13 protein-coding genes are annotated in these 15,200 nt (G+C 71.2%); 6 read left to right on the top strand and 7 right to left on the bottom strand.

Annotated features, from left to right (window positions below):
• Positions 1-98 precede the first annotated feature (98 nt).
• Positions 99-1,304 (top strand): mannose-6-phosphate isomerase, class I, encoded by a 1,206-nt coding sequence (manA, locus tag ACGF13_RS03930; protein ID WP_392868635.1) that lies wholly within the window; start codon positions 99-101, stop codon positions 1,302-1,304.
• A gap of 41 nt (positions 1,305-1,345) precedes the next feature.
• On the opposite strand, the gene dnaB is transcribed toward manA, so the two are convergent.
• On the bottom strand, positions 1,346-2,830 hold the full coding sequence (gene dnaB, locus ACGF13_RS03935; RefSeq protein ID WP_392868783.1) for a replicative DNA helicase: 1,485 nt from the start codon (positions 2,828-2,830) through the stop codon (positions 1,346-1,348).
• Positions 2,831-3,408: 578 nt separating this feature from the next.
• Between dnaB and ACGF13_RS03940 the strand changes: the two genes are divergently transcribed.
• On the top strand, positions 3,409-4,749 hold the full coding sequence (locus tag ACGF13_RS03940) for an MATE family efflux transporter (protein ID WP_392868637.1): 1,341 nt from the start codon (positions 3,409-3,411) through the stop codon (positions 4,747-4,749).
• Between the two features lie 74 nt (positions 4,750-4,823).
• Here the strand turns inward: ACGF13_RS03940 and rplI are convergent, their stop codons facing one another.
• The 4 genes from rplI to rpsF form a co-directional block, all read right to left on the bottom strand.
• Positions 4,824-5,273 (bottom strand): 50S ribosomal protein L9, encoded by a 450-nt coding sequence (gene rplI, locus ACGF13_RS03945; RefSeq protein ID WP_392868639.1) that lies wholly within the window; start codon positions 5,271-5,273, stop codon positions 4,824-4,826.
• 17 nt (positions 5,274-5,290) lie between these two features.
• Positions 5,291-5,527: a 30S ribosomal protein S18 gene (gene rpsR / locus ACGF13_RS03950; RefSeq protein WP_030059640.1), complete on the bottom strand. Its 237-nt coding sequence runs from the start codon at positions 5,525-5,527 to the stop codon at positions 5,291-5,293.
• A 79-nt stretch (positions 5,528-5,606) separates the two neighbouring features.
• On the bottom strand, positions 5,607-6,212 hold the full coding sequence (locus ACGF13_RS03955; RefSeq protein ID WP_392868641.1) for a single-stranded DNA-binding protein: 606 nt from the start codon (positions 6,210-6,212) through the stop codon (positions 5,607-5,609).
• A gap of 96 nt (positions 6,213-6,308) precedes the next feature.
• Complete coding sequence (gene rpsF / locus ACGF13_RS03960; RefSeq protein WP_188298654.1) at positions 6,309-6,599, bottom strand: 30S ribosomal protein S6; 291 nt, start codon at positions 6,597-6,599, stop codon at positions 6,309-6,311.
• A 319-nt stretch (positions 6,600-6,918) separates the two neighbouring features.
• Between rpsF and ACGF13_RS03965 the strand changes: the two genes are divergently transcribed.
• From ACGF13_RS03965 to ACGF13_RS03975, 3 genes are all read left to right on the top strand, one after another.
• Entirely contained in the window at positions 6,919-7,218 is a 300-nt protein-coding gene (locus tag ACGF13_RS03965) for a hypothetical protein (RefSeq protein ID WP_392868643.1), read from the top strand.
• Positions 7,219-7,474: 256 nt separating this feature from the next.
• On the top strand, positions 7,475-8,593 hold the full coding sequence (locus tag ACGF13_RS03970; RefSeq protein WP_392868645.1) for a lipid II:glycine glycyltransferase FemX: 1,119 nt from the start codon (positions 7,475-7,477) through the stop codon (positions 8,591-8,593).
• 13 nt (positions 8,594-8,606) lie between these two features.
• A complete protein-coding gene (locus tag ACGF13_RS03975) occupies positions 8,607-9,641 on the top strand; it encodes an alanine racemase (RefSeq protein ID WP_392868646.1) in 1,035 nt (344 codons plus the stop codon).
• A gap of 37 nt (positions 9,642-9,678) precedes the next feature.
• Here ACGF13_RS03975 and ACGF13_RS03980 read toward each other — a convergent pair whose 3' ends face one another.
• Together ACGF13_RS03980 and ACGF13_RS03985 are read right to left on the bottom strand one after the other, a co-directional pair.
• Complete coding sequence (locus ACGF13_RS03980; protein WP_392868648.1) at positions 9,679-11,256, bottom strand: glycosyltransferase family 87 protein; 1,578 nt, start codon at positions 11,254-11,256, stop codon at positions 9,679-9,681.
• A gap of 248 nt (positions 11,257-11,504) precedes the next feature.
• Complete coding sequence (locus ACGF13_RS03985) at positions 11,505-13,973, bottom strand: transglycosylase domain-containing protein (RefSeq protein ID WP_392868650.1); 2,469 nt, start codon at positions 13,971-13,973, stop codon at positions 11,505-11,507.
• Between the two features lie 518 nt (positions 13,974-14,491).
• Here ACGF13_RS03985 and ACGF13_RS03990 point away from each other — a divergent pair.
• Positions 14,492-15,178, top strand: a complete 687-nt coding sequence (locus ACGF13_RS03990; RefSeq protein WP_392868651.1) for a PadR family transcriptional regulator — start codon at positions 14,492-14,494, stop codon at positions 15,176-15,178.
• Positions 15,179-15,200 lie beyond the last annotated feature (22 nt).

Genomic DNA, 15,200 nt, shown 5'->3' on the forward strand with positions numbered 1-15,200 from the left:
GCCCGTGCCCGGACAGCCCGCTCCACCGGGCCCGCCCCGGCGATCCGGACTCGGGACGTCCGGGGCCGCCCAGACAGCGAAGGAGTAGGACCGCGCGCATGGACAGGCTCGTCAACACCGTCCGCCCGTACGCCTGGGGGTCGCTCACCGCCCTGCCCGAGCTGCTCGGGCAGCGGCCGACCGGTGAGCCGCAGGCCGAGCTGTGGATGGGCGCCCACCCCGGTGCCCCGTCGCACGCCGACCGCGGCGAGGGTCCGCGCCGACTGGACGAGCTGATCGCGGCCGACCCCGAGGGCGAGCTGGGCGCGGCGAGCGTGGCCAGGTTCGGCCCGGCCCTGCCGTTCCTCTTCAAGGTGCTGGCCGCGGGCATCCCGCTGTCCATCCAGGCCCACCCCACGCTCGACCAGGCCCGGGCCGGCTTCGCCGCCGAGAACGCCCTCGGCATCCCCCAGGACGCCCCCGAGCGCAACTACCGGGACGCCAACCACAAGCCCGAAATGGTCTGCGCCCTGGGCGAGTTCGAGGGCCTGTGCGGCTTCCGCCGGCCCGCCGACGCGGCCCGGCTGCTGGCCGGACTCGCGGTGCCCGGGCTCGCCCCGGTGATCGATCGGCTGGCCGCCGGTGGGGGCACCTCCCAGCCGAAGGCCGGGGGAGAGTCCGAGGCGCTGCGCGGCGCCCTGACCGCCGCCCTCGCGCTGGACGGGGAGACCGTCCGGCAAACCGTCGAGGTGCTGGCGGCGACCGACCCCGACGAGGAGTACGCCCCGTACGCCCGGATTGCCGAGGACTTCCCGGACGACCGCGGCGTGATCGCCGGCATGCTGCTCAACCACGTCCGGCTGCGGGCCGGCCAGGCGCTCTACCTGGGCGCCGGGGTGCCGCACGCCTACCTGTCCGGCGTCTGCGTCGAGCTCCAGGCCAACTCCGACAACGTGCTGCGGGCCGGCCTCACTCCGAAGCACATCGACGTGCCGGAGCTGCTGGAGGTCATGGTCTTCGCGGCCGGCGCCCCCGAGCTGCTGGAACCGGCCCCGGTCGAGGGCACCCCGGGCGAGGAGCTCTACCCCGTCCCGATCGACGAGTTCCGGCTGTCCCGCTTCGTGCTGGACGGCGCCGCGCGCGAGATCGACGGCCGCACCCCGCAGATCCTGCTCTGCACCGAGGGCGGCGCCCGTCTGACCGCCGCCGACGGCACCGTGCTGGACCTGGCCCGCGGCCAGTCCGCCTTCCTCCCCGCCACCGGCGCCCCGACCCGGCTCTCCGGCTCCGGCAGCACGCTCTTCCGCGCCACCGTCACCGTCTGACTCCCCCGGCCCCGCTCCCGACGCCGGGGCCGGGGCCGGGCTCAGTCCCGGGTCATGTCGACGAAGCGCGAGTAGTGGCCCTGGAAGGCCACCGTGATGGTCGCGGTCGGACCGTTACGGTGCTTGGCGACGATCAGGTCGGCCTCGCCCGCGCGCGGCGACTCCTTCTCGTAGGCGTCCTCGCGGTGCAGCAGGATGACCATGTCGGCGTCCTGCTCGATCGAGCCGGACTCGCGGAGGTCCGAGACCATCGGCCGCTTGTCGGTGCGCTGCTCGGGGCCACGGTTCAGCTGGGAGAGCGCGATGACCGGGACTTCCAGCTCCTTGGCCAGCAGCTTGAGGTTTCGGGACATGTCCGAGACCTCCTGCTGACGGTTCTCGGCCCGCCGGGAGCCGCCGGACTGCATCAGCTGGAGGTAGTCGATGACGATCAGCTTGATGTCGTTGCGCTGCTTCAGCCGGCGGCACTTGGCGCGGATCTCCATCATCGACAGGTTCGGCGAGTCGTCGATGAACAGCGGCGCCTCGCTGACGTCCGGCATCCGGCGGGCGACCCGGGTCCAGTCGTCGTCCGTCATGTTCCCGGAGCGCATGTGGTGCAGCGCCACCCGGGCCTCGGCGGAGAGCAGGCGCATGGCGATCTCGTTGCGGCCCATTTCGAGCGAGAAGATCACGCTCGGCAGCTTGTGGTGGATCGAACAGGCCCGCGCGAAGTCCAGCGCGAGCGTGGACTTGCCCATCGCGGGGCGGGCCGCGATGACGATCATCTGGCCCGGGTGCAGCCCGTTGGTGAGCTGGTCGAAGTCGGCGAAGCCGGTCGGCACGCCGGACATCTGGCCCTGCCGGGAGCCGATCGCCTCGATCTCGTCGAGGGCGCCCTCCATGATGTCGGCGAGCGGCGCGTAGTCCTCGTTGGTGCGCTGCTCGGTGACGGCGTAGATCTCCGCCTGCGCGGCGTTGACGATCTCGTCCACGTCACCCTCGGCCGCGTAGCCCATGCCGGCGATCCGGGTGCCCGCCTCGACCAGTCGGCGCAGCACCGCGCGCTCGTGCACGATCTGGGCGTAGTACTCGGCGTTGGCCGCCGTCGGGACGGAGTTGACCAGGGTGTGCAGGTACGCGGCGCCGCCGACCCGCTGGAGCTCGCCGCGCTTGGTCAGCTCGCCGGCCACGGTGATCGGGTCGGCCGGCTCGCCGCGGGCGTAGAGGTCGAGGATCGCGCCGTGGACCATCTCGTGCGCGGGCCGGTAGTAGTCGGCCGGCTTGAGCACCTCGACCACGTCGGCGATGGCGTCCTTGGAGAGCAGCATGCCGCCGAGGACGGACTTCTCGGCGTCCAGGTCCTGCGGCGGGACGCGCTCGAAGCCGTCCACCCCGCCCGCGCCGTCGCCCTCGTCCCGGCGCTGCCAGCCGCCCTCGGGGCGGCCGCCCTTGCCACCCTTCTGGAAGCCGCCCTTGCCGCCCTTCTGGAAGCCGTCGCGGCCACCGCCCTGACGGCCCTCGCCGCGGTTGTGGGAGACCGGCAGCCGGTCGCCGGGGCCGTCCGGGAAGGGGGCGTCGTCGTAGGCGCCGACCGGGAAGGGATCCTCGGCGGTCTGCCAGTCGTCCTCCGGCGGCGGGGCGTCGTGGTCGTCGTACTGGGGTCCGGTCACGCGTGTTCCCCGATCAGCGAGTGGTGCGAAGTTGGAGCGGGCTTGCCGGTGGCTGGGTGGAGCGGATCCGACCCTCTTTGTACGCCACGGCTCCGACAAATCGGACGCCGGGGGCGGCGGGAGTGTCGGGCGGAGGGCCCACGCTAAGGCGCCGGACGCCCTTGCGCCAAGGCGGTTATCCACAGGGGGTGTGGATGAACGGCCCCGTCCTGTGGAGAACTGCCGCAAAGCTGTGGACACCCCTGTGGACGTCCCTGTGGATAACCGGACGATCGATCCACCGTCAACCTGTTGACCTGGGATTACCTCATCCCGGGCCTGTGTATGAGAAATTCTTCACACACCTCCGAACGGCTGTGGGCACAGAGCGTGCGAACCGCGTCGCTCAGGATTTCGAGTAATAGGCATATGGCACTTACATCCATTACCTGTGGATGAGTAGCCTGGTGCCCATGACCGCCTCGCCCCCGACCCCGGCCCCCTCGCGCCGCCGGCACGACCGGGAGATCCTCGCCCTGGCCGTCCCGGCCTTCGGCGCGCTCGTCGCCGAACCGCTCTTCCTGATGGCCGACTCGGCGATCGTCGGCCACCTCGGCACCCCCCAGCTGGCCGGGGTGGGCGTCGCCTCCGCCGCGCTCTCCACCGCGACCGGCGTGTTCGTCTTCCTCGCCTACGCCACCACCGCGGCGGTCGCCCGCCGGATCGGCGCCGGGGACCGCCGGGGCGCCGTGCAGCAGGGCGTCGACGGCATCTGGCTGGCGCTGGGCCTGGCCGTCCCGGTGGTCCTCGTCACCCTGCTGCTGGCCCCCTGGGCGGCCGACGCGCTGGGCGCCTCGGCGACCGCCGCGCCGCACGCGGTGACGTACCTGCGGATCAGCTCCCTGGGCATCCCCGCGATGCTCATGGTGCTCGCCGCCACCGGGGTGCTGCGCGGCCTCCAGGACACCCGCACACCGCTGGTGGTGGCGGTCGCGGGCTTCGCCGCCAACATCGGTCTGAACGCCGGCCTGGTGTACGGCGCCGGGCTCGGGGTGGCCGGCTCGGCCTGGGGCACCGTGATCGCCCAGACCGGGATGGCCGCCGCCTACCTGGTCGTGGTGGTCCGCGGCGCCCGCCGGGAGGGGGCCTCGCTGCGGCCGGACCCGGCGGGCATCCGGGCCGGTGCCAGGGCTGGCGGCCCGCTGCTGGTCCGGACGATCAGCCTGCGCGCGGTACTGATGACCGCCACCGCGGTGGCCGCCCGGCTCGGCGACGACCAGGTGGCCGCCCACCAGATCACCATGGCGCTGTTCAACTTCCTGGCCTTCGCGCTGGACGCCATCGCGATCGCCGGCCAGGCCATCATCGGCCGCTACCTGGGCGCCTCGGACGCCCCCGGCGCCCGGGCCGCCACCCGGCGGATGGTCGAGTGGGGCATCGTCTCCGGGCTGGTCCTCGGCCTGCTGGTGGTGCTCGCCCGCCCGCTGTACGTCCCGCTGTTCACGCCCGACCCGGTCGTCCGGGCCCAGTTGGACACCGCCCTGCTGCTGCTCGCGCTCACCCAACCGGTGGCCGGCCTGGTCTTCGTGCTGGACGGCGTGCTGATGGGGGCCGGCGACGGCCCCTACCTGGCCTGGGCCGGGCTCGCCACCCTGGCGGTGTTCGTCCCGGTGGCCCTGGCGGTGCCGGCCACCGGCACCGGACTGGCCGGGCTCTGGTGGGCGATGAACCTGTTCATGCTGCTGCGGGCCGGCTTCCTGGTCTGGCGCGCCCGCGGCGGCAAGTGGCTGGTCACCGGAGCGGTCCGCGGCTGAGGGCGGGCCCCGCCGGAAAAGACCGAGGGCCGGACTCCCGGAGGAGTCCGGCCCTCAGGCCTTCGCTACGGAACTCAGGCAGCAGCCACGACGGCGACGTCGAGGTTGGCCACGACGTCCGAGTGCAGCTTGACCGAGACCTTGTGGGAGCCCACGGTCTTGATCGGCGAGGCGATCGCGACGGCGCGCTTGTCCACCGCCGGGCCGCCGGCGGCCTTGATGGCCTCGACGACGTCGGCCTGGGTCACCGAGCCGAACAGACGGCCGGCGTCGCCCGAGCGGACGGCCAGCTTGACCTGGACGCCCTCGAGCTGACCCTTGACCTCGTTGGCGGCCTCGAGGGTCTGGATCGCGTGGATCTTCCGGGCGCGACGGATGGCGTCGACGTCCTTCTGACCACCCTTGGTCCAGCGGATGGCGTAGCCACGCGGGACCAGGTAGTTGCGGGCGTAGCCGTCCTTGACCTCGACGACCTCGCCGGCGGAGCCGAGACCCGGCACCTCGTGCGTGAGGATGATCTTCATTACTCGGTCACCCTCTCTTAGCGCGCGGTGCTGGTGTAGGGCAGCAGCGCCATCTCACGGCTGTTCTTCACGGCCGTGGCGACGTCACGCTGGTGCTGGGTGCAGTTGCCGGTTACCCGACGGGCACGGATCTTGCCGCGGTCGGAGATGTACTTCCGCAGCAGGTTCGTGTCCTTGTAGTCAACGTAGTTGACCTTGTCCTTGCAGAAGACGCAAACCTTCTTCTTCGGCTTGCGAGCAGGCGGCTTCGCCATTGTGTGCTCCATTTGGGGTTCACGGTCCGGCGGGCGTCCGGGGACGCCGGCTGCCGGGCCGCACGAAATCTGTCAGCTCTTAGAACGGGGGCTCTTCCGAGTAGCCGCTGCCACCGGACGGGGCACCCCAGCCGCCGCCCTGGTTTCCACCGGACGGGGCGCTGGAGGCCCAGGGGTCGTCGGAGGGGCCGGACTGGCCGCCGCCGGAGTTTCCACCCCAGCTGCCGCCGCCCTGCTGGCCGCCACCGCCGCCGCCCCAGTTGCCACCGCCCTGGCCGCCACCCTGCTGGCCGCCGAAGCCGCCACCGGGGCCGCCGGACCGGTTGGCCCGGGTGACCTTGGCGGTCGCCGAGCGCAGGCTCGGGCCGACCTCGTCGACCTCGACCTCGAAGACCGTCCGCTTCTCGCCTTCCTTGGTCTCGTAAGACCGCTGGCGCAGTCGGCCCTGCACGATGACGCGCATGCCGCGCTGCAGCGACTCGGCCACGTTCTCCGCCGGCTGCCGCCAGACGTTGCACGTGAGGAAGAGGCTCTCGCCGTCCTTCCACTCGTTCGTCTGACGGTCGAAGGTGCGGGGGGTGGACGCGATGCGGAACTTCGCGACCGCCGCACCCGACGGGGTGAAGCGCAGCTCGGGGTCGTCGACGAGATTGCCGACGAGGGTGATGACGGTCTCGCCTGCCATGGTGGTGATGACCTCTCGGGAAGATGTCCGTTCACCGCTGTTTCACGTGAAACAGCGGACGCGAGCTACCCGAGACCCGAAGGCCTCAGAGGTGGCTCAGTGGGTGTCCGGGCGCAGGACCTTGGTCCGCAGAACCGACTCGCTCAGGCCCAGCTGGCGGTCGAGCTCCTTGACGACCTCAGGCGTGGCCTTGAGGTCGATGACCGAGTAGATGCCCTCGGACTGCTTGTTGATCTCGTAAGCCAGACGGCGGCGACCCCAGGTGTCGACCTTCTCCACCTTGCCGCCGGCGTTGCGGACGACAGCGAGGAAGCTCTCGATCAGGGGGGAGACAGCGCGCTCCTCGACCGAGGGGTCGAGGATGACCATCAGCTCGTAGTGACGCATGAGTAACCCACCTCCTTTGGACTCAGCGGCCACGGTCTCTCCGTGGCAGGAGGGTTGTGCGTAGCGTCGGCACCGGAGCAGTGACGACTCCGACCCACCGTAACGGCAGGGTCGGACAGTCGGCCCCGCCCCACCCGGAACGGGTGTCACCCGGAAGAGGGTGCAAAGGGGGCACAACTACACCAGTGCAGACGGCACAGCCTACCCGCACCCGGACGGCCGAACAAAACGCATAGGGGTTGTGAGAGCGACCCAAGCACCGCAATCTGGACGGAACGGGATCCCTGCCCGTTCGTCTCCACGCCAGGAGGTGGGACCCATGGCCCAGTCCGTCCACCGCATGCCCGCCCTCACGCTGAACACCGACGGCCACCCGCACCCCCGCGAGAACGCCCTGGTGGGCATCACCGCCCTGCTGGGCGTGATCGCCTTCACCACCTCGTTCTTCCACAACCTGCACCTGCTGACCTCGTGGACCGGCCTGTTCGGCATCATCACGGGCCTGTGGGGCATGTTCGTCTCGGTCACCACCGCCGAGCGCTTCGTCCTGATGATCACACTCGGCGCCGCCGCCATCGGCTTCTACCTCGGCATCGCCCGCGGCGGCCTCTGGGGCTGACCCGCCCCCGGACCGCCCCCGCGCCGGCGCCCCCGCCCGAACCCCGTCCGCCCCGTCCGCCCCGTCGCCCCACTGGGACCGAGCCCACAGGGCCCGCCCGGAACCCTCGCCGCCCCCGTCGCGTATCTGCAAGAGGAGACAGGTACCCGACGGGGGCGGCGCCGTGCCCGCAGCGGCGGGCGCCCGAGCCCCGGACGATAAGGTCAGCCCAGAACCTGGGGCCACCGCAGCCCGACCGACGAGGAGCACCGAGCACATGAGCCTGCGCCTGAGGACGATCACCCGCGAGGAGCACCTCGCCTTCATCAGGAGCCGCGCCTCGGCCAGCCACATGCAGGTGCCGTCGTGGGGCGACGTGAAGGCCGAGTGGCGGTCCGAGTCGATCGGCTGGTTCGACGACGCCGACCAGCTCGTCGGCGCCGGCCTGGTCCTCTACCGCCAGCTGCCCAAGCTCAAGCGCTACCTCGCCTACCTGCCCGAGGGCCCGGTCATCGACTGGTTCGACCGCGACCTCGACCGCTGGCTCTCCCCGATGCTGGCGCACCTCAAGTCGCAGGGCGCGTTCTCGGTGAAGATGGGCCCGCCGGTGGTCATCCGCCGCTGGAACGCCCCCACCATCAAGGAGGCCATCGCCGCCAAGCAGGCCAAGCGGCTGCGCGACGTCGAGGCCGACTGGTACGAGGCCCGCGCCTTCGAGGTGGCCGACCGGCTGCGCAAGGCCGGCTGGCTCCAGGGCGAGGACGGCGGCGCCGGCTTCGGTGACGTCCAGCCCCGCTACGTCTTCCAGGTGCCGCTGGCCAACCGCTCGCTGGACGACATCCACAAGAACTTCAACCAGCTCTGGCGCCGCAACATCAAGAAGGCCGAGAAGAGCGGCGTCGAGGTGATCCAGGGCGGCTACGACGACCTGCCGATCTTCCACCAGCTCTACCTGGTCACCGCCGAGCGCGACAAGTTCACCCCCCGCCCGCTGGCCTACTTCCAGCGGATGTGGAAGGCCCTCGTGGCCGAGGACCCGAACCGCATGCGGCTCTACATCGCCTACCACGAGGGCGAGCCGCTGGCCGCCACCACGATGCTGGTGGTCGGCGAGCACGTCTGGTACTCCTACGGCGCCTCGGCCAACCACAAGCGCGAGGTCAAGCCGTCCAACGCCATCCAGTGGCGGATGATGCGCGACTCCTACGCCCTGGGCGGCGGGGTGTACGACCTGCGCGGCATCAGTGACACCCTGGACGAGAACGACCACCTGTTCGGCCTGATCCAGTTCAAGGTCGGCACCGGCGGCCAGGCTGCCGAGTACCTCGGCGAATGGGACTTCCCGCTCAACAAGCTGCTGCACAAGGCCCTCGACCTCTACATGTCCCGCCGCTGAGGAGGCTGCCCCGATGACGCTGTCGCTCTACCTCGAGACCGAACGCTGGCGCACCCACCAGCGTTCCGTCCTCGCCGAGTTCCCCGGCCTGGTGCCGGTCGCCAAGGGGAACGGCTACGGCCTGGGCAACCACCGGCTGGCCGAGGAGGCGACGCTGCTGGGCACCGGGGTGCTCGCCGTCGGTACCGCGTACGAGGCGGCCGACGCCGCCGAGTGGTACGGCGGCGAGCTGCTGGTGCTCACCCCGTACCGGGTCGGCGAGGAGGTGCTCCCGCTGCCGCACGCCCGGGTGATCCGGACGGTGGCCTCGGTGGACGCCCTCCGCACGCTGCACGGCGCCCGGGTGGTGGTGGAGTGCATGACCACCATGCGCCGGCACGGCGTGAGCGCGGCCGATCTGAGCACCGTCGCCGCCGAGCTGGAGGGCGTCAGCTTCGAGGGTCTGGCGCTGCACCTGCCGATGGACCGGCCGGACGGCTCCAGCCCGGTCGAGGAGGTCGCGTACTGGGTGGACACCGCCCAGGCGGCCGGCCTCCCGGTGCACACCGTGTTCGTCAGCCACCTCGGCGCCGCGGGCATGGACCAGCTCGCCCAGCGCTACCCGCAGACGGTCTTCCGGGCCCGGATCGGCACCCGGCTCTGGCTGGGCGACCACGCCGCGCTGGAGGTCCGGGCCACCGTCCTGGACGTCACCCCGCTGCAGAAGGGCGACCGCTACGGCTACCGCCAGCACCCGGCGCCCGCCGACGGCCACATCCTGGTGGTCGCCGGTGGCACCGCGCACGGCATCGGCCTGGAGGCGCCCAAGTACGTGGCGAGCATGGGGGCCCGGGCCAAGGGCATCGCCCGGGCCGGCCTGGCGACGGTCAACAAGACCAAGTCGCCGTTCCACTGGGCCGGCAAGCAGCTGTGGTTCGCCGAGCCGCCGCACATGCAGGTCTCGCTGCTGTTCCTGGACGGGGACACCAAGCCCCCGGCGATCGGCGAGGAGCTCGGCCTCCAGGTCCGTCACACCACCACGCACTTCGACCGCGTGGTGGACCGCTGAGCACCGCTGTCGGCGCTCGGCTCGCTCGCGACAGCGCCTAGGCCTTCTCGGCCGGCTCCGGCGGTTCGGGCTCGTCGAGCCACTGCTCGGGGCCGGCCGGCGCGTACGCGGCGTAGCTCTCCTCCTCGCGCAGCCGGCGGGCGGTGCCCAGCACGGCCACGTCCGGAGCCTGGTCCAGCACCCCGCCGGAGGGATCGTCGCTGCCGTCCCAGCGGACCGGGTCGCGGTCCGGGTGGAGGATGTCGCGGACCACCAGGGCGACCAGGTAGAGCGTGCCCAGCAGGTGCAGCCCGATCGCGAAGTGGTACCAGCCCTCGCTGATCCCGTGCTGCTTGGAGCCGGTGACCAGGCCCAGGTGGGACCAGATGCCCAGGGTGTAGAGCACCTCGCAGGCCTGCCAGATCAGGAAGTCCCGCCAGCGCGGCCGGGCCAGCACCGCGAGCGGCAGCAGCCAGAGCGCGTACTGCGGCGAGTACACCTTGTTGACCAGCACGAACAGCGCGACCACCAGGAAGGCCAGCTGGGCGAGGCGCGGCCGGCGCGGGGCCGAGAAGCCGAGCCACGCTATGGCCAGGCAGCCCAGCACCATCAGCACGCCGATGTAGACGTCGAGGTCGGCCAGCCCGGAGCCGCGGCGCTGCATCAGGATCAGCCAGAACGAGCCGTAGTCCTCGCCGCGGTGCTTGCTGAACACGTAGAAGGTCGACCAGCCCCGCCAGTTGGCCAGCATGATCGGCAGGTTGACCACCAGCCAGGAGCCGACCGCGCCGCCCAGCATCACCCGGAACTCGCGCCACTTGCCGGCCCGCCAGCAGAGCACCAGCAGCGGGCCGATCAGCAGCAGCGGGTAGAGCTTGGCCGCGGTGGCCAGGCCGATGAAGACGCCGGCCCAGCCCGGCCGGGCGCCGGCCCACCAGGCCATCGCCACGGCGGCCAGGGCGACCGCGAGCAGGTCCCAGTTGACGGTGCCGTTGAGCAGCAGGACGGGGGCGAGCGCGAACAGCAGCGCGTCCCACGGGCGGCGCCGGTGGGTGCGCGAGAGCGCCACCACGGCGACCACCGCGCAGGCCATCAGCAGCCCGGCGTTGATCGCCCAGAACCACTGCTCCTGGCTCTGCTGGTCCCCGCCGCCGGGCGTCAGCCAGGCCGCGACCTGCATGAACAGGCCGGTCAGCACCGGGTACTCCAGGTACTGGAGGTCCCCCGAGGAGCCCGGGATGCGGTCCACGTACGGGTGCAGCCCGGCCGCGAAGCCGCGTCCGGAGAACAGGTGCGGGATGTCGCTGTAGCAGGCGTGGATGTACTGCGGCGAGCCCGGCTGGAACCAGGCCTGCTCGTAGCAGGGCAGCTTCTGCACCATGCCGAGCACCGAGACCACGATCACCGCGAGCGCCAGGAAGCGCGCCGGGATCCACCAGGAGACGCCGAGCAGCGCCCGGCGGCCGGGGGGCCCGCCGAACACCTCGCTGCCGGCCGCCGCCACCGGGTCCTCGTCGGCCGGGACGACGACGGTGTTGGCCGCCGGCGCGGCCGTGGCGACGGCAGCCGGGAGGGGCCCTGCGGCGGCGCCGGACCCGACCGGGCCGGCGGTTTCGTCACGATCGCTCGACGTCATGCCGGACATCCTGCCGCACCGATCCCGCCGGGACGAGGAGGCCCCCGCAACGGTCCGCGCCCCGGTACGGCGGGCGGGCGTGCCAATCGTGACGAATCCGGCAGCGGTCCCGTCGGCGGCGGCCCCCGACGGAAAGGCCGCTGACGACGGCGGCCCCGACGGAAAGGCGACGGCCCCCGACGGAAAACGGCGGTGGCGGCCCTCCGGGGAGGACCGCCACCGCCGTTCCGGGTTCCGCCCGGCCCGGGCTACTGCCCGGCCGGGCCGCCCTGGAGGCCACCGGTGTTGCTCGGCGTCGGCTTGCCGCCGCCTCCGCCGTTGTGGCCGCCGCCGTTGCCACCGCCCGGCGTGGTGCTGTCCGTCGGCGCCGGCGGCGTCGGGCAGCCGACCACCGGCAGGCAGGTGTTGCTCGGGTGCGGGTCCTTGGTCGGCTTGGTGCTCGGCTGGTCACCGGGGCAGTCCACGCCGGGCACGCAGGTCTGGGTGGGCTGCGGCTGTACCGGCGGCGCCGGTGCCTGGGTCTGCGCCGGGGCCGACGGGGTGTCGGTCGCGCTCGGGGTCATCGTCGGGCTGTTCGTGGACGGCGCGCCGGAGGAGTCCACCTCGGTGCCGACCGGCTGCGGCGTCGGGAAGTCCATCTTCTTCTCGTTGGCCAGCGCGGCCCTCATGTACCGGGTGAAGACGTCGGTCGGGATGTCACCACCGTGGATGGACTCCTTGCCGCCGGTGCCGTTCAGCGACTGCCGCTCGTGCTTGGCCGGGTCCTCGCGCCACATGGCGACGCTGGTCACCAGCTGCGGGGTGTAGCCGACCCACCAGGCCGACTTGTTCTGGTCGGTGGTACCGGTCTTGCCGGCCACCGGGCGGCCCAGGTCCTTCGTCTTCTTGCCGGTGCCGTTCACGGCCACGTTCACCAGCACGTCGGTGACGTTGTCGGCGACGGCCGGCTCCAGCGCGACCTTGGGGTCCTTCTTGCCGAAGCCCGGGCGCTCCACGCCGCTCACCTCGACCTTGGTGACCGAGTACGGCTCGGACTCCTTGCCGCTGGCCGCCAGGGTGCCGTACGCGGTGGCCATCCGGATCGGGCTGATGGTGGAGGTGCCGAGCGGGAAGGTCGCCGTCTTCGGGTCGGCGAGGCTCTCCTTCTTAATGCCCATCTGTACCGCGATGTCGGCCACGTTCTGGCCGCCGACGTCCTGGTTGAGCTGGACGAAGGGCACGTTGTACGAGAACTGCATGGCCTGCCGCAGCGAGACGTAGCCGCGCTTGCCGGCGTCCTCGTTCTTCTGCCGGTACGGCTTGCCGTCGTCGCCGATCACCAGCGAGCCGTCCGGCTTGCGGATCTCGGACATGTCGTCGGCCAGGTAGCGGCTGTCGGCGTTGATCCGCTTCGGCTTGCCCTTGTCGTCCTTCGCGGTGAGCACGCCGGTCTGCATCGCGGTGGCCAGCACGAAGGGCTTGAAGGTCGAGCCGACCTGGACGCCGGTGGCGTCGGCGTTGTTGTCGAAGTGGCCGTTCTCCACGCCGTCGCCGCCGTAGAGGGCGACGATCGCGCCGTCGCCGGGGCGGATGCTGGCGGAGCCGAACTGGATGTTGGTGTCGTTGTCCGGCCGCTTCTGCGGGTTGAGGTTCTCCGCCTTGACCTGGTCGACGGCCGTCTTCAGGGCGTCGACCTTGTCCTTCTCGAAGGTGGTGTAGATCTTCAGGCCGCCCCGGTCGATCATCTGCTGGGTGATCGTCTTGTCGGTGGCCATCACGTACTTGTTGGCGGTGTCGACCAGGTAGCTGATCTCACCGTTCATGTTGGAGCTGGGCTTCTGCGGGATCGGGTCCGGGAACACGTTGCACTTGGCGCGCTCGTCCGGGGTGATGGCCTTGGTGTCCACCATCTGGTCCAGGATCCAGTTCCACCGGCCCTGGGCGCGTTCCTTGTTGTTCGGGTTGGTGGGGTCGTAGTACGTCGCGCCCTTGAGCAGGCCGGCCAGCATGGCGCTCTGGCAGACGTTGAGGTCCTTGGCGTTGACCCCGTAGTACGCCTCGGCGGCAGCCTGGGCACCGTTCGCACCGCGGCCGAACCAGCTGGTGTTCAGGTAGCCCTTGAGGATCTCGTTCTTGTCCTTGTCCTGGTTGATCTTCAGCGTGATGAAGAACTCCCGCACCTTGCGGGTGAGGGTCTGCTCCTGGCTCAGGTAGGCGTTCTTCACGTACTGCTGGGTGATCGTCGAGGCGCCCTGGGTCTCGCCGCCCTTCGCCATGTTGTACACGGCGCGGAGCATGCCCTTGGGGTCGATGCCGCTGTCGGTCCGGAAGCTCTTGTTCTCCGCGGCGATAACGGCGTTCTGGAGGTTCGGGCTGATGTCGTTGAGCTCGACGATCTGACGGTTGGTCTGGCCCTTGCGGGTCATCTCCGTGTTGTCGGCCCAGTAGTAGATGGTGTTCTGGTTGTTCACCAGGGCGTTCAGCTCCGGCACCTGGGTGGTCTGGTACAGGTAGAACACCAGGCCCACGAAGCAGCCGAAGACCAGCAGGAAGCCGCTCAGCCACTGCTTCCAGGACGGCAGCCAGCGCCGGACGCCGGTCTTGCCGAACCGCGGGTAGTCGATGAAGCGCTTCTTGCCGGGGCCGGCGGCCGCGGCCGCGGAGGCCGCGGCCGGACCGCGCTTGCCGCCCCCCTTGCCCTGCTTCTGGGCAGCCTTGCGCATCTCCGCACGGGTCATCCGGGGCTGCTGTGCGGTCTCCCTGCCCCCCGAGGGGCGTCGCCGGCCGACACCGTCCGAGCCCAGCTCGTCGGGCCCCTGGCCACCGCCCCGACGGCCGCCGCCTCCCGGGGGCTGCTGCCCGTCACCGCCCGGGTTGGGCGTCCTTCGCCGTCGCTCGCTCATCTTCCAGCTACTCCTCGCCAGGCGTTTCCAGCCTGAAGGCAGGGTTCACGTCCGATGCCCGCAAACCGCCCTGATCCCGGAGGTGGTCCTCGTGCACACGCGACAGCGTACGCAGCACTGAATTACAACTAATCGGACATCAGTTGCCAATGGGCACAAAACAACGACAGATCATTACACGCCCGTTGCCAACCCCACCCGCGCGTCGGCTTGTGATCACATTCACGCGTGCCCCTCTTGCCCCCGTCGGGGGCCGGGTTTACTGTTCTCGATATATCGAGCCGATACATCGAAGCGGAATACCGCCGAATGCGACGGCCGGACGGACGTCGAGCGGGAGGAGGGGGACGGCAATGGGCAGGCGCTCGGGAGTGCTGGAGTTCGCCGTCCTCGGACTGCTCCATGACGCCCCGATGCACGGCTACGAGCTGCGCAAGCGGCTGAACATCCTGCTCGGGACGTTCCGCGCGCTCTCCTACGGGACGCTCTACCCCTGCCTGAAGAACCTGGTCGCCCAGGGCTTCCTGGTCGAGGACAACCCGGACGTCGAGTACGTCCCGGCCACCGCGCTCAACGGCAAGCGGTCCAAGATCGTCTACCGGCTCTCCGCCGAGGGCAAGCAGCGCTTCGAGGAGCTGCTCGCCGACTCCGGCCCGGACGCCTGGGAGGACGAACACTTCGGCGTGCACTTCGCCTTCTTCGGCCAGACCGACCGGGCCGTGCGGATGCGCGTCCTGGAGGGCCGCCGCAGCCGGCTGGAGGAGCGGCTGGAGCGGATGCGCAGCTCGCTGGCCCGCGCCCGCGAGCGGTTCGACGACTACACCGTCGAACTCCAGCGGCACGGACTGGAGTCGGTGGAGCGTGAGGTCCGCTGGCTCAACGAGCTGATCGAGACCGAGCGGTCCAACCGCACCGGCCGGCCCGGCCCCGATGCCGCCGGCCCCCACAAGACTTCGGACGGCCGTGGCCAGGAGGGCGGGTCCCAGGACCCGTCCGGTCCACCGTACGACCGCCCGGGGCGCTCCGCCCAGGAGCGCTGACACCGCGCCAGCCCTGTGCCGC

The organism is Kitasatospora sp. NPDC048286, assembly GCF_043201735.1.
Taxonomy (GTDB): Bacteria; Actinomycetota; Actinomycetes; order Streptomycetales; family Streptomycetaceae; genus Kitasatospora.